Genomic DNA, 21081 nt, shown 5'->3' with positions numbered 1-21081 from the left:
CTATTCTTCTTTAGGTGTACCATAGCGCACCTTAGGAAAAGTTCGTATATAGAAAAGATATTTATGAAAATACTCGTTACCGGAGGAGCCGGTTATATCGGTTCCCATACCTGCGTTGAATTGCTGGAAGCAGGCCACCATATTGTCGTGCTGGACAATCTGTGCAATAGCTCCCCGGAAGCGCTGAGGCGTGTCGAACAAATCACAGGTGGCGTTATTCCGTTTATTGAAGGGGATATTCGTGATAAGCACTTGCTCCGGCAGATGTTCACAGCTCATAAATTTGATGCTGTCATGCATTTTGCTGGCCTGAAGGCTGTGGGTGAGTCCTGTGAAATGCCCCTGAAATATTATGAAAATAATATCAGTGGTACCATTACCCTGTGTCAGGTGATGGCGGAATTTGATGTCAAAAAGATGATTTTCAGTTCATCTGCCACGGTTTATGGTGATCCCCATGCGCTCCCTATTAAGGAAGACTTTCCACTGTCAGCAACCAATCCCTATGGTCATTCCAAACTGGTGATTGAAGAAATGTTGCGGGCGCTTTATAAGTCTGATAATACCTGGAATATTGCCCTGCTGCGCTATTTTAACCCGGTGGGAGCACACCCATCAGGTATGATCGGTGAAGATCCCAATGATATTCCCAATAACCTGATGCCCTATATTTCCCAGGTGGCTATTGGTAAGCTGGCGCGCCTGAGTGTCTTTGGTGATGATTACCCCACCAAAGATGGCACCGGTGTCCGTGACTATATTCATGTGGTGGATCTGGCTCGGGGTCATGTCAGGGCATTGGAAAAACTGGCGGATGATAACCGGGACTGCCATGTCTGGAATCTTGGCGTGGGTAAAGGCTTCAGTGTACTGGAGATGGTAAAGGCCTTTGAAATGGCTTCAGGCCGTGAAGTCCCGTATGTGATTGCTGACCGCCGCCCGGGTGATATTGCCGCCTGTTATGCCCATCCGGAGAAGGCAGAGCGGGAACTGGGCTGGAAAGCGGAGCATACCCTGGATGATATAATGGTGGACTCCTGGCGCTGGCAGTCCGAGAATCCCGCGGGTTATGGGAATTAGAGAATAGTTAATAGGGGATGGTCGGTAGTTTTAACTTCATTCCCTGGCTCCAGAGGCTGTCGCAAAAGGAGAAGCTGACCTGCTTTCTGTGTGCTGCATTAAGCTTTGCGACACCCTCAGGATGCTGGGAACGAGAAATTCCCCTTGAAAAAAATGTTAATTAAGAGAAAACGAATGATTAAGAAGTGTTTATTCCCGGCTGCTGGTTATGGTACCCGCTTTCTGCCGGCTACCAAGTCCATGCCCAAGGAAATGATGCCGGTGGTGAACAAGCCGCTTATTGAGTACGGTGTGGAGGAGGCCCGTGATGCCGGAATGAATGAAATCTGTATGGTGACAGGTCGTGGCAAGCGTGCGCTGGAAGACCATTTTGATACTAATTTCGAGCTGGAGCACCAGATCAGCGGCACCGGTAAAGAAGCCCTGCTGACAGATATCCGTGCCCTGATTAATGAGTGCACTTTCTCCCATACGCGCCAGATGGAAATGAAAGGCCTGGGACATGCTATTCTGACCGGTCAGACGCTGGTGGGTGATCAGCCTTTTGCTGTTGTCCTGGCCGATGACCTGTGTGTGAATCCGGATGGCCCGGGTGTACTGAGCCAGATGGCAGCGCTTTACCATCAGTTCCGTTGCTCTATTGTTGCTGTTCAGGAAGTGCCGGAAGACGAAGTGCATAAATACGGTGTTATTGCCGGCACTGAAATCCGTGAGGATATTCTGCGGGTGACTGATATGGTGGAAAAGCCGGCGAAGGAAGATGCACCAAGTAACCTGGCTATCATTGGCCGCTATATCCTGACCCCGGATATCTTTGATCTGATTGCAGACACTGAACCAGGCAAGGGCGGTGAAATTCAGATTACTGATGCATTGATGAAGCAGGCCAGGGAGGGATGTGTGCTGGCCTATAAATTCAAGGGCAAACGTTTTGACTGTGGCAGTGTAGAAGGCTTTATTGAAGCCACTAACTACTGTTATGACAATTTGTACCACTCCAGTTAATTGTTAATGGTTATAGCCTCGTTCCCAGGGTCCTGAGGGTGTCGCGAAAGATATTTTTATTAACCACGGAGACACAAAGGCACGGAGATTTATAGCCTCGTTTCCTCCCTGGGAATGCAGACCTCCCCATGCTATAGAGTGCAGTGCTGATTGGTAGTAGCCGTATGCATTCCCAGCGGGGAGAGGCTGTCGCAAAAGATGTTTTGATTCACCACAGAGGCACAGAGGACACAGAGTTTTCATACTCTTAAAGCAGTAAACCTCTGTGCTCTCTGTGCCTCTGTGGTGAAAAGAAAGAGAAACAGCTCCCGGTTTTTCACGCTGAACTAAGTTTCGCGACACCCTCGGGACGCTGGGAACGAGAAAATTAACCATCAACCCAAAAAGAATTTGTATGGTAAAAAATCCTCTCCTGCTTTTTTTTAAAGGCATCGCGATGGGGGCGGCGGATGTCGTACCCGGGGTGTCCGGTGGCACCATCGCATTTATTACGGGCATTTATGATGAGCTGCTGGGCAGTATCAAAAAAGTGGGGCCTGAAGCCTTGGGGGTGTTATTCCGTCAGGGCTTCTTTGCTTTTTGGCACTTTATTAATGGCTCGTTTCTGTTGACCCTGGGCTGTGGTATTTTTCTTAGCCTGTTTACCCTGGCCAAATTGATTAGCTGGTTGCTGGTAACCCATCCCATTCCGGTCTGGTCTTTCTTTGTGGGGCTGGTGCTGGTATCGGTATGGCATATGTTGAGACAGCTGCCGGGATTACAGATAACCACCTTTGTCAGTTTGGTCGTGGGTGCAGGCCTGGCCTGGTGGATCTCCGGAATGACTCCGGCCCATGCGGCAGACCCCAGCCTGCCGGTGTTTTTTGCCTGTGGTGCGGTAGCCGTTTGTGCCATGATATTGCCGGGTATTTCCGGAAGCTTTCTGTTGTTATTAATGGGGGTCTACCAGCCCGTACTAAATGCAGTCAGCACATTGAATTTTATGGTACTGGGTGTTTTGGCGGCTGGCTGCGTTATTGGCTTGCTGATATTCTCCCGGGTATTAAGCTGGTTGCTGATACATGTTCGTTCCATGACCTTTGCATTCCTGACCGGTTTAATGCTGGGATCGGTTAATAAACTTTGGCCATGGAAACAGGTGGATACCGATACCATGGTTAATATCCTGCCGCAGACGTATGAGCAGCTGACCGGTGAAAGTGCCCAGCTGGCTATCGCTATTCCTATGGCGCTACTGGCGATTATCATAGTGCTGGCTGTTGAGCGCCTGGCTCAACGGTAAGCTCGTTCCCAGGCTCCAGAGGGTGTCGCGAAAGGTATTTTTATTAACCACAAAGACACGGAGGCACAGAGTTTTTATATCTTTAAACTATAAATCTCCGTGCCTCCGTGTCTTTGCGGTTAAAAAAAAGAGAATCAATCTCGTTTTGTGCACGCTGGATTTAGTTTCGCGACACCCTCTCCAGCCTGGGAATGCATATCTTTCCAAGCTGTAACAGGTAGAGATATCCGTATGCATTCCCAGCGGGGACGCTGGGAACGAGACTACCATTTAACCTTTGTAGCAAGAAATAATTGAGTACCTCATTGTTGTTATGGATTTAATTCAAATTGTTGCCCTGGCACTGATTCAGGGATTAACCGAGTTTTTGCCGGTCTCCAGTTCGGCGCACCTGATTCTTCCTGCCCAGTTGCTGAGCTGGCCTGATCAGGGGTTGGCTTTTGATGTGGCCGTGCATATCGGAACACTGACAGCGGTGATCATTTATTTCCGCAAGGACATCGGCCTGTTGATTCGTGACTGGGTACTCTCCCTGGCCGGTAAAGGTGCTACCCCACACAGCCGTATGGCCTGGTTTGTGGGACTGGCAACGATTCCGGCGGTGCTTTTTGGCTTATTGCTGAAAAGCACGGGGCTGGATGAATCAATGCGCTCTGTTACGATTATCATGTCTACAACCCTTATCTTTGGTGCTCTTTTGGGTGTCGCGGATCATTATGGCAAACGAGTGATCAGTCTTGAAAAGATGACCTTGGGGCAGGCTATGATTATTGGTTTTTCACAAATGCTTTCTCTGATTCCCGGTACATCCCGTTCTGGTATAACCATGACGGCAGCGCTGATGATGGGTTTTAACCGGGAAGCCGCGGCACGCTTCTCTTTCCTGTTGTCTATCCCTGTTATTATGGGGGCGGGCCTGCTGCTAACCCTGGATCTGGTTAAATCGCCGGTGGCTGTAGACTGGGGTGTGCTGGCTGGTGGTGCAGTGTTGTCAGGTGTCAGTGCCATGCTATGTATTCACCTGTTCCTGGGAGTGATTAATCGAATGGGGCTTATGCCTTTTGTGGTTTATCGTTTGGCACTAGGGCTGGTTCTACTGTTTATGGTGTAGTATGGAAAAGCTGATGGTCTTCTTGCAGGAAATCCCATCTATCTGGTTTAAGGGACTGTTTTTTGCTGCCGCTGCCTTTGCCTTATTTATGGCACTGATCCCTGGTCATGCTGACCCTACGGGGTTTATGAACGACAAGGTGAAGCATGCACTGACCTTTTTGGTGTTATTTGCCATGATGGATATGGCATTTCCTACAGAAGGCATGCCTCTATGGAAGCCTGCCTGTCTGTTAGGTTTTGGGATGCTCATTGAAGTCTTCCAGAAAATGACCGGGTATCGGGAGTTCAGTATGGGAGATATCATTGCTGACCTTTTGGGTATTGGCGGATACCTTCTGGTGAGATTTATTGCCTATTAAACGTCAACAGCCCCTAATGCGTGCCCTTCGCAGATCCATAAAACAATGGGTTTCTGACTGGGCACGGTTTAGCGTTCTTTTTATATACAAATCCACTGTTGTGTATTGATTTGAAAATGCATTTGACTACAATATAAAAATAAAAGCTAAAGGTGATAGCTTTCTTGTTGTAATTGGGGGGGGTATGTGTCGTAAGTGCCATCAGAAGTCAACGGCTTTGAGGGTTAAAAGAGGATTTATTGAGCGTGTAGTGACTCAGCGTACTAAAAAGAAGTACAAGTGTTCGAAGTGCGGCGCTATTTTTTTTATACCGATAGGTCATGGTTCCCCGGTGGTGTTTTAGGTTATTCTGGTTTTAGAATCTGTTAGTTTATAAACAATCATTTTTTTAAATCACTCCAAAAACAGACGTATATCAATAAAAGGTAAAGACTTCCGCTAATACTGGTACATTTGTTTATTTTTGTTAGGTAAAGTACTGGTGCGTATTATATGTAAAGCGGTAACTATAAATGCATAAAAGATTGAGACTTGCCGTAATAATGGCTGCGTCTGTACTTATTTCAGCATGTGGGGGAGCACCGGAGTCAAGTGGAGATAAAGACTCGCTGGTGGTGGCTCAGATGGCTGATGCAAAAACTCTTGACCCTCATGCTACTAATGATCAGACCTCTTCAAGGGTAACTGCCCAGCTGTTTAGCCAACTGGTGGAAATCGATCACGATATGAATATTATTCCAGGGCTGGCCAAGTCCTGGGAGCAGGTTGATGATTACGCCACTGTTTTCCATTTAAGAGAGGGTGTTAAATTTCATAACGGCGAGGAAATGAAAGCCTCGGATGTTAAATTCTCATTTGACCGAATGATGGCCTCGCCTTCTGTTGCCCATATTGTTGGAGCACTTGATCGAGTGGAGATTATTGACGAATACACGGTTAAGATTGTCACTAAATACCCATTTGGACCTTTGCTTTATCATCTGGCTCATACATCGTCTTCTATTCTCAGTGAAAAGGCAGTGAAGAAAGAGGGAGACAACTTTGGGCAGCACCCTGTCGGTACCGGACCTTTTAAAATAGACAGTTGGGCGGCAGGGGACAGAATCGTACTGGCAGCCTTTGATGATTATTATGGTGGAAAACAGGATGTTGAAAAGGTCGTGTTCAGAAATGTGCCTGAAGGTACTAACCGGGCAATAGGTCTTGAAACTGGCGAAATTGACATTGCTTACGACATCAGTGCCATTGATAAGGACGTTGTCAGAAACGATAAGCGCCTGGCATTGGCTGAGGAGGAATCACTTTCTCAAGCTTATGTGGGTTTTAATGTTAACAAAGCACCTTTCAATAATGTCAAAGTGCGTCAGGCAGTGGCTTATGCACTAAACCCCAATGATGTTATTGATGCAGTGCTGTTGGGTTCAGGTATTCCTTCAAACTCACCTATTGGGCCAAAAGTTTTTGGTTATAATCCGAATGCCAAGCAGTATCATCAAAATTTGGAAAAGGCTCGTGAACTGCTGAAAGAAGCCGGCTACCCTAACGGCTTTAAAACTTCAATCTGGATGAATGATACACCCGGTTCCATTCAAACGGCTCAGGTCTTGCAGGCCCAGTTGCGTAAAGTGGGTATTGATATGGCGATCGAGGTGACTGAATGGGGTGCATTTCTGGATGGGACATCCCGTGGTGAGCATGAAATGTTTATGATGGGTTGGGTGTCTGTGACTGGCGATGCAGACTATGGCCTGTATGCCCTGTTTAGCTCTAAAACGCACGGAGGGGCGGGTAACCGTTCTTTCTACAGTAATCCTGTCGTTGATGAGTTGCTTATAAAAGCCCGTCAATCCACTGATCAGCAGCAACGCCAGAAATTGTATGCTGAACTGCAGAATGTACTTCAGGAAGAAGTGCCGATTATTTCCCTTTATTACCAATACTACAATGCCGGCATGCAAAAAAATGTTGAAGGCTTCAGTCTGTTACCTACAGGCCACTATAAAATCCGTGGTGTTCATTTCTCAAGCTGATACTTTACAGTGCTGATTTTCAAGGCCTGTAACAGGCCTTGAAAGACATTTTTTATCCTGTTCAGGTGAAATATGTATAAATTCATACTCAAAAGGCTGGCCTTTCTGATACCAGTGCTGATGGGGGTATCTTTACTGGTATTTGCTATTTTGTCGTTTACCCCCGGTGATCCGGCTCAGTTGATTCTTGGTGAAAATGCACCAGTAGAAGCGGTTGAAGACCTTAGGGAAGAAATGGGGTTGAATGATCCTTTTATCATCCGCTATGTTCGGTTTGTGGGTAATGCCATGATCGGCGATTTTGGCCGATCTTACGCTACGGGTAGGGAGGTGGCTGGCGAAATCTTTTCCCGCTTTCCCAATACTTTAATCCTGGCAGGGCTGGGGGTGCTTATCGCCGTGTTAATAGGCATACCCGTGGGCATTATCTCAGCCACCCGACAGTATTCCCTGATTGATAGTTCCTCCATGGTCATTGCCTTGCTGGGGGTCTCAATGCCGAATTTTTGGCTTGGCCTTATGTTGATACTGACCTTTTCTGTGGGTCTGGGCTGGCTGCCTTCTGGGGGTTACTCCAGCTGGAGTTCGCTGATTTTGCCAGCCATTACTCTGGGTACGGGATCTGCTGCCATTATTACCCGCATGACTCGCTCTTCTATGCTGGAAGTGGTTCGCCAGGATTATATCCGGACTGCTCGGGCCAAGGGTGTTTCAGAGAGCGTGGTCATCAACCGTCATGCCCTGAAAAACGCGATGATTCCGATTATTACCGTAGTCGGCCTGCAGTTTGGTTATCTGCTGGGGGGCGCCGTGTTGACCGAAACGGTGTATTCATGGCCCGGTGTTGGAAGAATGATGGTGGATGCCATCCGGCAGAAGGATACTCCTACTGTTTTGGGTACAGTGGTCTTTCTTGCTACAACCTTCAGCCTTGTAAACCTGATGGTTGACATTCTTTATGGTTTTGTCGATCCACGTATCAAGTCTCAATATAAGTAGGGCCGCTGTTATGTCTGAGAATCTGACATTAGAAAACTGCCGGGATGAGCAGGGTGTGGTGAGAGCCGCGCCGAAAAAAAGAAGTCAGTGGATGGAAGTCTGGTATCACCTGAAAAAGAATAAGATGGCCATGTTGGGGCTGTTTATTCTTTCTATTGTAGTCTTTGTGGCTATCTTTGCAGACTATATAGCTGATTATGACACGGTGGTTATTGCCCAGAACTTGCAGGATCGATTGCAGGGACCCAGCGCCCAGTACTGGTTAGGCACAGATGAGTTTGGCCGTGATATTTTTGCCCGGATGATCCATGGTGCCCGGGTGTCCTTGTTGGTGGGCATTTTTTCTGTGGGTATTTCCATTATCCTGGGGGGCGCGCTGGGTGCTGTTGCCGGTTATTACGGTGGTCGTTTTGATAATATCATCATGCGAATCATGGATATTTTTCTGGCGGTTCCCAGTATTTTGCTGGCAATAGCCATTGTTTCTGCATTGGGTGCCAACCTGATGAACCTGATGTTAGCTATTGCAGTGTCCTCTATTCCCAGTTATGCCAGGGTTGTCAGGGCTTCGGTTCTGTCTTTAAGGGATCAGGAGTTTATTGAAGCAGCCAGGGCCATTGGTGCCAGCGATGCCCGGATTATTTTTTGTCATATTGTTCCAAATTGCCTGGCTCCGGTTATTGTGCAGGGTGCGCTGGGTGTTGCTGGTGCAATTCTGGCGACGGCTGGTCTTAGCTTTATCGGTTTGGGTGTCCAGCCTCCCGATCCTGAATGGGGAGCAATGCTTGCCGGTGGTCGTCAATATCTCCGTCATGCGTGGCATGTCACAACATTCCCCGGTTTGGCCATTATGATCACCATTCTCGCCTTGAACTTGTTGGGGGATGGCCTGCGTGATGCACTGGATCCAAGATTGAAGCATTAACAGGGAGGAAAAATGACAATGAATAACGAATTATTATCGGTTGAAGACCTAAGCATCATTTATAAAGCCGATGGAGACATTGTTAAAGCCGTAACCGGGTTGAATTTCACCCTGGCAAAAGGTGAAACACTAGGATTGATTGGTGAGACCGGTGCGGGAAAAACCACCGCAGCATTGGGTATTATGGGGTTGGTACCAAATCCTCCGGGTGAAATTATCAACGGTCGGGTTGTTTTTGAGGGCAAGGATTTATTACAACTTTCAGAAGATGAAATGCGACAGATTCGTGGCAATAAGATTTCCATGATCTTTCAGGACCCTATGACATCTTTAAATCCGGTGATGACCGTTGGGGAGCAGATTGCTGAAGTTATTTTGATTCATGACGATGTTTCCCGGGAAGAGTCTGAGTCTAAGGCCAGGGAAATGCTTGAGCTGGTGGGAATCCCGGGCGAACGGGCAGGGGACTATCCCCATCAGTTCTCAGGCGGTATGAAGCAGCGGGTAGTCATTGCTATTGCCCTGGCCTGTAGTCCTGATTTGTTAATTGCAGATGAACCCACCACGGCTCTTGATGTCACCATTCAGGCTCAGGTGCTGGACTTGATGAAAGAGCTGAAAAGTAAATACAACACTGCCATGCTTCTCATTACTCATGATCTGGGTGTAGTAGCCCAGGTTTGTGACAAGGTAGCGATTATGTACGCTGGGGAAGTGGTTGAGAGTGGCAATATTCGTGACGTTTATCAAAATACCCGGCATCCTTATACGAAAGGTCTGTTTGGCTCAATCCCTGATCTTAAGAGTAGCGCCGATCGATTAAATCCTATTAAAGGGTTAATGCCTGATCCCACCCATCTGCCATCAGGCTGTAAATTCCACCCCCGCTGTCCAGAAGCAGTGGCAACCTGTGCTACGGCTCAACCTCATGCAGTGATTACTGAGGCAGGGCATGCGGTCAAGTGTCATATGTCACAACGGGTTACAGAAATGTCAATGGCAATGGAGGTGCAGTAATATGTCCAATGTCATATTGGAAGTTAGAAATCTGAAAAAGCATTTTAAAACCCCTAAAGGTATGTTGCATGCTGTTGATGGGGTGACATTTCAACTGGAGAAAGGAAAAACGCTGGGGATCGTTGGGGAATCCGGCTGTGGTAAATCGACTACGGGACGGGTGATTTTACGTTTGCTGGAGGCTACCAGTGGCGATATTTTGTTTGAAGGTCAGGACATCAGACAGTTTAATAAGAAGCGGATGCGCAAGCTACGGGAAGAGATGCAGATAATCTTTCAGGATCCCTTTGCTTCCCTTAATCCCCGAATGACAGCCAGTGAGATTATTGGTGAACCACTGATTATTCATAAGATGGTACAAAATAAGGTCGAGTTGGCTGAACGGGTTGAAGAGTTGATGGAGTTAGTGGGACTTAGCAAACGTCTGATTAATACTTACCCTCATGAGCTGGATGGAGGCAGACGTCAACGTATTGGTATTGCTCGGGCGCTGGCATTAAACCCAAAGTTTATTATTTGTGATGAACCGGTTTCTGCCCTGGATGTATCTATTCAGGCGCAGGTGTTAAACCTGATGCAGGATCTACAGGATAAACTGGGGCTGACCTATATTTTTATCACCCATGACTTGTCAGTAGTCAGGCATTTTTCAGATGATATTGCGGTCATGTACCTGGGGCAACTGGTTGAGAAAGCATCTGCCCGTGATTTGTTTGAGAAACCCAGTCACCCTTATACCAGGGCTTTGTTGTCAGCTATTCCCACGACCAACCTGGATCATCTGATGGAGCGGGAAGTGCTGGAGGGAGAAATTACGTCACCTGTTGATCCTGCCCCGGGGTGTCGTTTTGCCAAGCGGTGTCGATATGCGACAGAACAGTGTACGGGCACTGATCTGGATTTAGCAGAAGTACGTGAAGGGCATTTTGTTGCTTGTTACCAGGCGGCAGGCATCCTTCACTAACCTTGGGCTGGATTAAGTGATTTGATTCGAGCTATTTCAAATTAATACATAATTAAACGACTGATAACAAAAAAAACCATACCACCTGCCTTGCGGGTGGTAGTATAATCTCGTCTACGTTTTCTAACTACGCCACTGTACTGGTAGTCAGAATACCTGTCTATGTTGAGGCCTATTGCGCCAGTTTGCCTGACGGAAAAACACTTCACGAGCCGCTGGATTCTTGATCAAACGTAAATAGTTATCAGGTATTGCCCTGAACTTTAGAAGCAGGGCTATTCAGATAGCTATGTTTATTACGGTGGTTAGAATATGCGTAATTTATTTCATAGATATGTAGAAAATATTATTTTTTAAACAGCTTGTAAAAGCTGTTTTACCTAAATAGTAATAAGTACCTGTTTGATGTTTTTTTAAATAGGAGGTTGTCACGTGCAAGTTATTGATCTTACCCACGAACTGAATAACGATATACTGGTTTACCCTGGAGCTCCCCAGCCGAGTATACAAGAGGCCTTTTCTGTAGAAAAAGATGGTTATCATGAAATGTCCCTGACATTTACCACACATATTGGTACTCATCTTGATACCCCCATGCATATGATACAGGGGGCAAAAGGCCTGGCGGACTATTCGGTGGCTGACTTTTGTGGAAAAGGAAAGTGTGTGCCTTTGGATAAAGTGGCTACAACGGATTTAACGGGAATTGATTATTTATTGCTTTATACGGGGTGGGATCAATATTGGAACAATGACCAGTATTTTAATGATTTTCCAGTGTTGGATAGAGAAGCTGCCCAAAAGATTGCTGATTCCAATTTAAAAGGCATTGGTTTGGATATGATTTCTGTTGACCCGGTGACATCAACGGACTTCTCAATTCATCATCAGATACTGGCCAAGAGTAAAATTATTGTAGAAAACTTGACCGGTTTGAAACCGTTGTTGGATAAAGAGTTCTTTTTCAGTTGTTTCCCGCTCAAGTTTAAAGGGGAAGGTTGTCCAGTCAGGGCAGCAGCGATGGTTCATTAATATTTTTGAATAATTAATCATTGATGGTGACGAATCAATCATTTTAACTCGTCACCATCAATCAGCCAGAAATATAGGATTTCATCAGGCTGGGTACTTAATGTCTGGTTTTTAATTGACCATAGGACTTCAGCAAATTAATCATAACAGCGCTGACAAGCACACCAGTGATAATGGCAACAATATACATTAATCGTTCATCAATCACAGGGAGAACTATAGGCCCACCGTGGGGAGCGTGATTACCCACTCCGGAGACCATGGCAATGCCGGCCGCAATGGATGAACCTGTGACAATGGAGGGGATAACCCTAAGTGGGTCAGCCACTGCGAAGGGAATAGCGCCTTCTGTAATCCCGATCATGCCCATGACCATGGCTGCCGTACCTGCTTCCCTTTCCTGTTCACTCCAGAGTTTTTTTCTGATAGTAGTCGCCAGTCCCATGCTTATTGGAGGTACACAGATGGCTGCGGCAACCGCCCCCATAACCGCATAATGGCCTTCCTGAATCATGGCTGCACCAAAAAAGAAGGCGGTTTTATTAATGGGCCCCCCCATGTCAAAAGCAATCATTGCCCCAAGAATCAGGCCCAGCATAAGCGCATTGGCATCCCCCATAGAGCGTAACCAATGACCCATAAAAGACATAATATTGGCTATGGGCACTCCTATGAGCTCCAGCATCACTGAGCCAATAATCAGTGAGGATATAATCGGGATAATGATGATGGGCATTAATGGTTGCAGTAATGGAGGGACCGGCAGTTTCTTGATGCCATTAACGATAAGACCTGCAAACAATCCGGCGAGAATGGCCCCTAAAAAACCGGCTCCTGTGGTGCCCGCCAGATAGCCGCCGATAAAACCGGGCACCAGGCCTGGTTTGCCGGATTTACCATAAGCAATGTATCCCGCCAGTACTGGTAAGAGTACTGCGAAGGCAGCCCCACCAATTTCAGAAACCAGTTTGAGAATGGCGTGCTGTGAAAAGTCCGGGCCCTGGCTTGTCATGGGAGCAAAGGCGATGGCCGTGGCAATCATGATACCGCCAGCGGCAATAAATGGAATGGCGTGGGATACCCCGGTTAGCAATGCCTGTTTGATGCTGCCCTGTTCTTTATTGTGGCTTTGGGAAGCGTTGGAGTCTTTGGGATGTTTTATTTGTCGGGCAGACTTGGGCAGTTGCAGGGCCTTTTTAATCACTGCATCTGCATTTCGAATAGGTTCTGCGACACTTATCGTTAAAACAGGGAGGTGATTAAATCGCTCTGTGTTTTTTAATGCCACATCGGAAGCGAGAATAACAGCATCAGCACGATGAAGCTGTTCTGTTGTAATGGGGGTTTCAATGCCTTTTGCTCCCTGCTTTTCCACAAAGAGGGTTATACCCACTCTCTTTGCCGCTTTTTCCAGATAATCTGCCGCCATATAGGTGTGGGCGATACCGGTAGGGCAGGCGGTTACCGCAACGATGACTTTTTCATTATCTGAAGTTTGTTGATGTTCTTGAGGGGTATTGTTACCCGATGTATTGCCTGTTAGTAATGCCAGAAACTGCTCAGGTGTGCTGGCTTCCATCAGTTTATTGCGTAGTTCATCATCGGCAATGGCACGGGTAAGTTCGGTTAATATTTCAATATGGGTTGTGCCCTGTTCAGCCAGGGGAATGGCCAGCATAATAACCAGATTGACAGGTTCCGGGCCATCGACGCCTTCCCAGGCCAGGTTATTTTTCAGGCGTGCCACAGCAAAAGCGGCTTCTTTGACGCCATTACTCTTACCGTGGGGTACTGCCAGGCTTTCACCCAGGGCGGTGGGACCTTCCTGTTCCCGCTGCATGACTACTTCAACAAACCGGTTTTTATCTACCAGTTTTCCTGCCTCTTCCAGTTTATTGGCAAGACAGTGAATCACCTCATCACGGTGGTTGAATCCCTGATCCAGAACAATCAGTTTGGGGTGTGTGAGTTCGTTTATATTCATCTATGGCCCCTAAGGAAGGGTGGTAAGGAAGAGACTATCCAAAGGGTAATAAAGCGGATGTTTCCACGCGGTTGTTACAAACCCCCGACCCATGCAGAGCATGGGAACGAGGGTTTGTTTTTTTACGACACCTTCACCTTACATGGGGCTTGCTGTTTCATTAGCCAGCTCCAGTTGTGCCTGCCGTCCTTCTTCTTTTAGCCGATTCATTAAGCCCGTTAACTCTGTACCTTCTTTTGTCTGGAAAGAAGTAATGCTATCGGTTGAAAGAATAATTTTCAGGCCATGCTTATTAGCCAGTTGTCGGGCATCATTACCACTAATTCGAATAAAAATGGTACCAGTGGCCGTATAGTCCTTGATACCGGCAGGATCCATCAGTTTGTCGCCAGCATAAACGCCTTTATCAGGGGCTTGCCTGGCGAAGAACAGGGTAGTCCCGTTTTTGGGGACTACCTTGTGGAAGGATTGACCATTAATTACCACGGGCTGCCCGTTGGTGGCAGGATTGGGTAAGCCAGAATCTGCCATCACTGACCCACATGCCAGAGAGCATGCCAAAAAAGCAGCTTTAAACTTCATCATCATTTCCCTCTAATTGAATCAACTTTATTGCTTATGACCAAGCACACGCAGGGACCAATGATTGATCAGGCCAGGCTTGCTGTTGTTCTTCAATGGTACGGTACGGATTCTTTCCCTGTGATCGGATTCCTGTAACACCCATGTCTGGTCTTCGCCGCTGGTATCGGTTACTTCCAGGCGCCAGTCTCCCCTGGCCTGTTCACCAAAGAACTTATGACTAAGCATTAAATGATCACGATAGCCCCGTTCCAGTTCGCCTGGCTCTTCCTGCAAGTATTCCTTGAGGGAGCGACCCACCAGGCCATTCCTTGGGGACATTAACACGCTGCGGGTTCCGGAAGGGGATACCAGTTCAATCAGCAGGTCAGAGATACGGTCATGGTCAATGTCCACTTTAACCTGTACGGCTTCAACCACAAGATCCTTCTTGACCCAGACAGAATCAGCTACAGGCTGGTTACCTGCATCGGGAATAGGCATCCGGGGAGTGCGAATGGCCCAGTCAGTCATCTTAAGCTTGGGTAGTTTATGCCAGGTTTTAGCCATTTTCATGGCACGATCCACATCAATCAGGCCAAATCCATAGACGGGGCTATAGTCGTAACCTGCGGCGTTGGTGGACCAGCCTTCCAGACCGGTAACTGTGCGTTTTGTGCCATCGTTAGTGGTATAGGTGATATCGATATCGCCATAATCCGGGTCAACCTTGGTGGCTGTAGTAGCCAACAGTCCACGTATATCCCGCTGGGAGAGTTTTGGATAGGCGGACATCAACAGCGCGGCAGAACCAGAGGTGTTAGGTGCAGCGGAAGAGGTTCCGTTCATGCGACCGTTATAGTTGCAGTTAGGCGCTTCCGGAGTTCCCCCGTGGAGGCCATTGGATACATTTTCGTAGGTGTTGTAACCCCGGTAGCAGCCCATCAGGTCTGTTGTCACATGAGCGGGTTTGTCAACACCGTACTCTCCTCCGGGAGCTGTCAGGTAAACACTGCTGCCCACGCTGGAATAGGAAGAGCGTACGCCATCTGCATTAATGGCACTGACAGTCATATTCCAGAAGTTGGCATTATCGTGGGTAAAGTTACTGTTCTGCCAGGGTAAGCCTTCGTTAGGATTGTCGGAATCATAATCGGCAGGTAAGAAATTAAACCGTATTCCCCGAACGGTCCCGCTAAATTTGTGATAACCATTACCGGCGGATTTTACAAAAAGGGCCCCTTTGCCTTTGAATGCATTCAGGGACATATCCTTGTATTGATAATCCATTTGTTCCACTTTCATCACGTTGTCCGGATCAAAAGGAACATCAGAATCATAAGGATCACTGCTGATGGGGGATGAACCATAACTTTGGTTAAAAATGCGCACATCGGAGGAACGGTTATCCAGGCCGTGGCTCAGCAACCAGTTTTGATGGCTTTGACTCTTGAGCCAGTTAAAGCCCTTCAGTCCTGCTCTTGGTGCGATGCCGCGGATACCCTCATTATTAAACCCGGAGGCGGCAATAATGCCAGATACAGAGGTGCCGTGGGCAGAATTAGGATCGGCAGGGGTAGGGTCGCTGCTGCCATCCAGGAAGTTGTAGGAACCCTGCTTTATGTTGGGTGACAGATCAGGGTGGCGAATGGCTAACCCGTCGTCTACAACGGCAACGGTCACTCCTTTGCCGTAAATACCTTTTTTATGGGTTTGCCAGAGGTTCAGGTCGATGCCTGGAACACCCCCGTTTTTAGCAAAGGCATCTTGCCCCGTGTTTAATAGATACCATTGCTGGTAAGTCAGTGGATCTCCTGACTCCAGCTTTCGTCCGGGATAATTCCGATCCAGCTTGTCGGTTCCCGCTATTGTGTTTTGGGCAAACACCGCACATAGAGTTAACAGCAGTAATCTGTTCTTGTTCATTTACAGCCTTAACAAGATCAATTTTTCTATTTTCCCTGGCGAAGGCTACACTCCCGGACAATAAGGGCGACAGGGAGCCTTGGATATAAAACCTGCAGTCCTGTAACTGATATTGCTGTGCATCCATAAGGGGGAGGTGTAGGTCTTTTTGTGATTCTCTGTTTACAAAGTACAAGACAGAGAATTACTAAAAAACCCCTTAAACATGACAGAATGCTTACCTTTTTTTATTGATTTATATCTATGTTAACCATTAGGTCAGGCAATAAGGGTAATAAGTGTTGTAAAGGTTTGTTGCCTGTTGTGAGGTGTTAAGGTGTTATTCACCTTGGGTGGAGATAATGTGAACTGGTGCATTATTTCGATGGGTTTGACGGCTTTACCAAACTTTGCGTAAAGCATCACCCAGTCGGGTGGTGATATAAGCAACAAACCCCCAGAGGGCTTGCAAAACCGGAAGTTATGAGACTTTACAGAAGCTTAGAGTTTCTGTGATGTTTGGGATATGAACTATAAACGAGCCTATAAAGAACGATTCTACCCAACACCAGAGCAAGCCAATTTACTCGCTCAGTCGTTTGGTTGCGTTCGCTTTGTTTATAACAATACACTGCGTTTTCGTACTGATGCCTACTACAAAGACGGCACCAGTATTTCTCATTCACAAGCTGAAAAAAGGCTTGTTTCACTCAAGAAAGAATTTCCTTTTCTAAAAGACTTTTCCAGTGTAATTAAATCTTGGTAAACCACCGCTTTTGGCGGTGAGACTCGAATAGGCTCTGCCGAAACGGCGTGCAGAGTAGGAAAATGGCCTCCTTTGAACCGGCAAGTTCTTGAAGGAGGCCATATGCGAGATTGGCAAAGCCAGACTCACGTGAAGCATTATTGCAAATATCACGTTGTTATTGTTCCGAAATATCGGAAAAAGGCTATTTATGGGGCATTGCGTCGAGATATTGGAAAAATATTGCGAGAACTCTGTTGTCAGCAGGGTGTTGAGTTGGTTGAAGGGTATGCAATGCGGGATTATATCCATATGCTTTTGATGATTCTTCAGCAGTGCCTACGAGATCAGCAGGAAGCCTTTAAGAATTTCTGGGCTGGCAGAGCAAAGTACCTAAGCTTCAAAAAGAAAACAGCAAGGCAAAGTATTCGATTAACAAAGGCTGCTTTCAATATGAAAGGCAGCCAGTTGTTTATTGCCAAGAGTAAAGAGCCACTGGCTATCAAATGGAGCAGAGAGCGGCCTTCTGAACCTTCAAGTGTCACTATCAGCAAGGACAAGTCCGGACGTTATTTTGTCTCCATGCTCTGTGAATTTGAGTCTAAACCAATGCCAGTGTGTGATTCATAGACATCGTTTCAACGTTCTAAGCTCTAGGTTCACTTTGTAAACAGGATGCTGAGTGCGCTCCAGTGCAGGTTCGTATTCAGCTTGAACTTCTTCTGCATATGGCGTTTTATCTATAAGCTCAGATAGTCTATCCATCGGCGTTTTTCAGTAATGGGCGTTATGAGGCTGCTGCTAGTTGTAGTAGTGTTGCCACTCAGCTAGCAGATCATCCAAGACGCTGCTGTACTTCTCTGTTCATAACACTGAATAATAGTGAAATGATGTCTATGAATCACACATGTTAGCGCCTTTTGATATGTGTGATTTATAGAATTACTACAATTTGCTGATTTCATGGGTTTCTATGAATTCAACTAGCCTATAGAGATAAAGCCCCTTGAATCATACTGTCAATGATAAATTTCTATTTCTGCCAGGTTGTCATTGAGCCGCCATTTCCAGGTTTTTTTCTTTCGGTGTTAAGTAATATCTCGACTGTCTCAAGTTCTTTTTTTAAACAGTCAATCTTTCTGGCCTTATTAAGGCGCCATCGTTTTAAAGTATCATTGTTTTTTCTTCTTTTTTCAAGGTGTTTTTCTTGATCTCGACTTTAGAGTTACCAAAGAACAATAGTACGATTTTCATCTGAAATCGGTTAAGTAGGTCATAGTTTGGTTTCAAATAAACTGGATGTTCGGCCAGTACGAGAAATCTACTTCTTGATCTAACGATCAGATAGCTATTGAATGATACATTTACTCTATTATAAAGAGAGTACTGGTCTTTAAATCCCTCTCCCTATGAAGTCAGCAATTCCCGCAAACCAGATTCCGGCTGGCACATTTTCAGTTAATTAAAAATGATTTTATCGCGGATGAACAGAGCCAGACTGCTGCTATATCGGCAGTCGGTTTTAATGACAGGTAACACAGGTCACAGGGCTAACATCAACGCTCTATGTCGTATCGACAGTCAGCAACTTCAAGCTCACACTTCGCCCTTCAATGATAGCTGTAAATACGTCTGTCCAGTTATCAATGCAGAACCAGTCAAACAGCCCTCGTATGGCATGCCAGAATGCCTTTTTAGACTTTTTTATCTTGAGCGCTTCCTGGAAGAGCTTGCAAGACAGTTGTTCTATCTGGTTGATGAGGAAGGCCGTAAAAGTCAGGCATGCCAGATTGCTGGCCAGATGCTGCTTTCCGTGCCCGTAATTGTGTTCGAGATGGTAGCCCTGTGTTTTCAGTGTATTGAACGTTTCGTTTTCAATTTTCCATTTAGCGCGTGCTCCTCGCATGAATTTATTCACGTTCTCGGCTGAAAGCTCAATGTCCGTGACCCAGGTGTTGACGTACTTCTTGTTGCCCTCTGGATCAATTTCTATATATTCGAGAAAGTTAACCAGCACATCCGGGTGTGACTTGTTAATGGGGGCACCATTCACAAACCGGAACCAGTGCGTAAACCCTTTATCATCGGTATATTCATAGCGCACCACTTTGTCTGCACAATCCAGCTCATCGACGGCCTGGTATAACGACTCATGGGTTGAATCCTTTGCCACCATAATGAAGCTATAGCCAAAGGACTTTACCAACTTGATGGTCGGTCCATCTGAGTACAGGTCATCAAAAGTCAGAACCAGTGGCAGGTGCGGATGCTCTCTGGATAAATTCGCCAATAGCCGCTTGAGCGCTACCTTCTCACAATCATTCTTTGACGCATCAACTTGTTTGATGATGGGTTCAGGCATTAAAGGTAATACTTCTTTCTTGCCCGGCTTTACCAGACAGCAGGCCAGTAACTGATGGTAGTATTGCGGATTTTTGCTGCCTGGCTTTTTTACACAACACTCAGGACAACTAATCTTCCCTGAGCAAAAGTGCCCCGTACCATCGATAGGCGCAAGATACCCTTCCTCAAAATAAGTGAACTGCTTAAGCCGCCCAGATCGTTGCACAAAGGCAAACAGGCGGGTAAAGAACTTCCTTAAATAGCGTGTTTCGATAGGGTCAATCAGATCCCTCAGATAGGTATCACTGGGGACACAGCTGACATTGTACATCGACTTTAAGTTCTTGAGCCTATCTGGGTTATTGACACAATCCTGATCAAAAGCCAGTAATGAAGGGTATTTCAGGTGCATGACTGCCAGGCCACTCATGACCGCATCATGAAGGACAATTTTGTCATGTTGGCTTTTCTTGCGAAAGTCTGGAATTTGACCCGCTTCATCAGAGACTATTTTGAGCAGTTTTTCAGCAATGGTTCTTGGTTTCGTTAGCGGCACAACATGAGCATCGTTATTATTATTGTGGTGAAATTCTACCGGATAGTCTGCGATTTTAGCAAGAGGCTACCAAGCTACAGCCCTTGTTATTAAGGGCTTTAATCAAGTCTGCGGGAATTGCTGCTATGAAGTACGTCACTACAATCACTGATGAAGCTGTTTTATTAACTTTGAAATTCGCCAAACACTACGGACCTCTGAGATGTATAAGGGAAAGAGCCCATAGCCTTTTATTGAGCAATCGTGGCTTTACCCTTGAGCAAATTGCCGAAATACTTGAAATTAGATATCAAACTGCTTCTCAGTGGATTGATGATTGGGAAGAATATGGTATTCGTGCCTTGTACAAGGGGCATGGTGGCGGTAGGCCGTGCATATATGACGAATCCGAAGTGCAACGCATAAAAGAATTAGTGGCTGAAGAGCCTCGTCGCTTATCGTATGTCAAATCCAAGATCGAGGATGAAACCGGTAAATCTTCATCAAAAATTACTCTGGCAAACATTGTAAAAAAGCAGGGCTGGTTTACAAAAGACTCCGTAAATCATGCAAACATAAACGGGACGAAGAGCAATTCCATGACTGTAAAACTGCTCTGAAAGATGCCCAGGAAGCCGAGAGCAAAGGGTTAATCAATTTATTTTATTTTGATGAGTCCGGCTTTACCCAGGAACCTTGTGTGCCATACGGTTGGCAGGAAAAAGGAAAGCAGCTCAGAATACCATCAGTCAAAAGTAAACGCATCAACGTACTGGGGTTTATGAACCGAAGCTGTGAGCTATTTCATTATCCTGTTGTGGGTTCAGTGAATAGCGATACGGTGATTGCGGCCTTTGATGACTTTGCAGAGAAAATGGCAGATGAAAAATACAGCTCAAATGATCGTTACACGGTAGTTATGGTGGATAATGCCAGCATTCACACCAGCAAAAAGTTTTGTGCCAGAATTGATGACTGGATGATTGAAAAGAAATTGCTGGTCTGCTTTCTGCCAACATATTCACCTGAGCTCAACCTGATTGAAATCCTGTGGAGGAAAATAAAGTATGAATGGCTCAACCTCTTGTCAATCAAGAGCTTTGCGGAATTTGAAAAAGAAGTTGAACGGGTGCTTTTTTCATTTGGAGAGGAGTATATGATCTCATTTTCTAATACTGTCCGACTGGATGGTTAAATTATTC

At 46.2% G+C, this 21081-nt stretch carries 18 protein-coding genes and 1 pseudogene; 15 read left to right on the top strand and 4 right to left on the bottom strand.

Going from position 1 to position 21081, the window contains the following annotated elements; genetic code table 11:
- Positions 1-63 precede the first annotated feature (63 nt).
- The 11 genes from galE to MJ595_RS19875 all read left to right on the top strand — a co-directional run bounded on the left by galE (position 64) and on the right by MJ595_RS19875 (position 11806).
- Positions 64-1080 (top strand): UDP-glucose 4-epimerase GalE, encoded by a 1017-nt coding sequence (gene galE, locus MJ595_RS19925; RefSeq protein ID WP_263079833.1) that lies wholly within the window; start codon positions 64-66, stop codon positions 1078-1080.
- Between the two features lie 174 nt (positions 1081-1254).
- Positions 1255-2085, top strand: coding sequence for a UTP--glucose-1-phosphate uridylyltransferase GalU (gene galU / locus MJ595_RS19920; protein WP_263079832.1), 831 nt, complete (start codon positions 1255-1257; stop codon positions 2083-2085).
- 394 nt (positions 2086-2479) lie between these two features.
- Positions 2480-3367, top strand: coding sequence for a DUF368 domain-containing protein (locus MJ595_RS19915; RefSeq protein ID WP_263079831.1), 888 nt, complete (start codon positions 2480-2482; stop codon positions 3365-3367).
- A gap of 313 nt (positions 3368-3680) precedes the next feature.
- Complete coding sequence (locus tag MJ595_RS19910; RefSeq protein WP_263079830.1) at positions 3681-4478, top strand: undecaprenyl-diphosphate phosphatase; 798 nt, start codon at positions 3681-3683, stop codon at positions 4476-4478.
- 1 nt (position 4479) lies between these two features.
- A complete protein-coding gene (locus MJ595_RS19905) occupies positions 4480-4839 on the top strand; it encodes a VanZ family protein (RefSeq protein WP_263079829.1) in 360 nt (119 codons plus the stop codon).
- 512 nt (positions 4840-5351) lie between these two features.
- Positions 5352-6869 carry a glutathione ABC transporter substrate-binding protein gene (locus tag MJ595_RS19900; RefSeq protein ID WP_263079828.1) on the top strand — a complete coding sequence of 506 codons (1518 nt, stop codon included), beginning with the start codon at positions 5352-5354 and terminating at the stop codon, positions 6867-6869.
- A gap of 72 nt (positions 6870-6941) precedes the next feature.
- Positions 6942-7868 (top strand): ABC transporter permease, encoded by a 927-nt coding sequence (locus tag MJ595_RS19895; protein WP_263079827.1) that lies wholly within the window; start codon positions 6942-6944, stop codon positions 7866-7868.
- A gap of 10 nt (positions 7869-7878) precedes the next feature.
- Positions 7879-8793: an ABC transporter permease gene (locus tag MJ595_RS19890; protein WP_263079825.1), complete on the top strand. Its 915-nt coding sequence runs from the start codon at positions 7879-7881 to the stop codon at positions 8791-8793.
- A gap of 18 nt (positions 8794-8811) precedes the next feature.
- On the top strand, positions 8812-9810 hold the full coding sequence (locus tag MJ595_RS19885) for an ABC transporter ATP-binding protein (protein WP_263079824.1): 999 nt from the start codon (positions 8812-8814) through the stop codon (positions 9808-9810).
- 1 nt (position 9811) lies between these two features.
- On the top strand, positions 9812-10774 hold the full coding sequence (locus tag MJ595_RS19880) for an ATP-binding cassette domain-containing protein (protein ID WP_263079823.1): 963 nt from the start codon (positions 9812-9814) through the stop codon (positions 10772-10774).
- 432 nt (positions 10775-11206) lie between these two features.
- Complete coding sequence (locus MJ595_RS19875; RefSeq protein ID WP_263079822.1) at positions 11207-11806, top strand: cyclase family protein; 600 nt, start codon at positions 11207-11209, stop codon at positions 11804-11806.
- A gap of 97 nt (positions 11807-11903) precedes the next feature.
- Here the strand turns inward: MJ595_RS19875 and MJ595_RS19870 are convergent, their stop codons facing one another.
- The 3 genes from MJ595_RS19870 to MJ595_RS19860 all read right to left on the bottom strand — a co-directional run bounded on the left by MJ595_RS19870 (position 11904) and on the right by MJ595_RS19860 (position 16277).
- Entirely contained in the window at positions 11904-13790 is a 1887-nt protein-coding gene (locus tag MJ595_RS19870; protein WP_263079821.1) for a fructose-specific PTS transporter subunit EIIC, read from the bottom strand.
- Between the two features lie 138 nt (positions 13791-13928).
- A complete protein-coding gene (locus tag MJ595_RS19865) occupies positions 13929-14378 on the bottom strand; it encodes a hypothetical protein (RefSeq protein WP_263079820.1) in 450 nt (149 codons plus the stop codon).
- A gap of 21 nt (positions 14379-14399) precedes the next feature.
- Positions 14400-16277 (bottom strand): S8 family serine peptidase, encoded by a 1878-nt coding sequence (locus tag MJ595_RS19860; RefSeq protein WP_263079818.1) that lies wholly within the window; start codon positions 16275-16277, stop codon positions 14400-14402.
- A 505-nt stretch (positions 16278-16782) separates the two neighbouring features.
- On the opposite strand from MJ595_RS19860, the gene MJ595_RS19855 reads away from it, so the two are divergent.
- Positions 16783-17022, top strand: coding sequence for a helix-turn-helix domain-containing protein (locus MJ595_RS19855; protein WP_263079817.1), 240 nt, complete (start codon positions 16783-16785; stop codon positions 17020-17022).
- A gap of 102 nt (positions 17023-17124) precedes the next feature.
- Positions 17125-17328 (top strand): annotated as a pseudogene (tnpA, locus tag MJ595_RS19850) (IS200/IS605 family transposase); the annotation flags it as partial.
- Positions 17329-18565: 1237 nt separating this feature from the next.
- On the opposite strand, the gene MJ595_RS19845 reads toward tnpA, so the two are convergent.
- A complete protein-coding gene (locus MJ595_RS19845) occupies positions 18566-19900 on the bottom strand; it encodes a transposase (RefSeq protein WP_263078000.1) in 1335 nt (444 codons plus the stop codon).
- 125 nt (positions 19901-20025) lie between these two features.
- Here MJ595_RS19845 and MJ595_RS19840 point away from each other — a divergent pair, with 125 nt between their 5' ends.
- The gene (locus MJ595_RS19840; RefSeq protein ID WP_263078037.1) at positions 20026-20499 is read left to right on the top strand and encodes a helix-turn-helix domain-containing protein; all 474 of its coding nucleotides are present in this window, start codon (positions 20026-20028) and stop codon (positions 20497-20499) included.
- Positions 20421-21074 (top strand): IS630 family transposase, encoded by a 654-nt coding sequence (locus MJ595_RS19835; RefSeq protein WP_263322427.1) that lies wholly within the window; start codon positions 20421-20423, stop codon positions 21072-21074. Before MJ595_RS19840 ends, MJ595_RS19835 begins: the two co-directional genes overlap by 79 nt.
- The last annotated feature ends 7 nt before the right edge of the window (positions 21075-21081 follow it).

Source organism: Endozoicomonas sp. Mp262 (assembly GCF_025643335.1).
Classification (GTDB): Bacteria; Pseudomonadota; Gammaproteobacteria; order Pseudomonadales; family Endozoicomonadaceae; genus Endonucleibacter.
The sequence above is the reverse complement of the archived record's forward strand: the minus strand, read 5'-3'. Positions and strand labels throughout refer to the sequence as shown.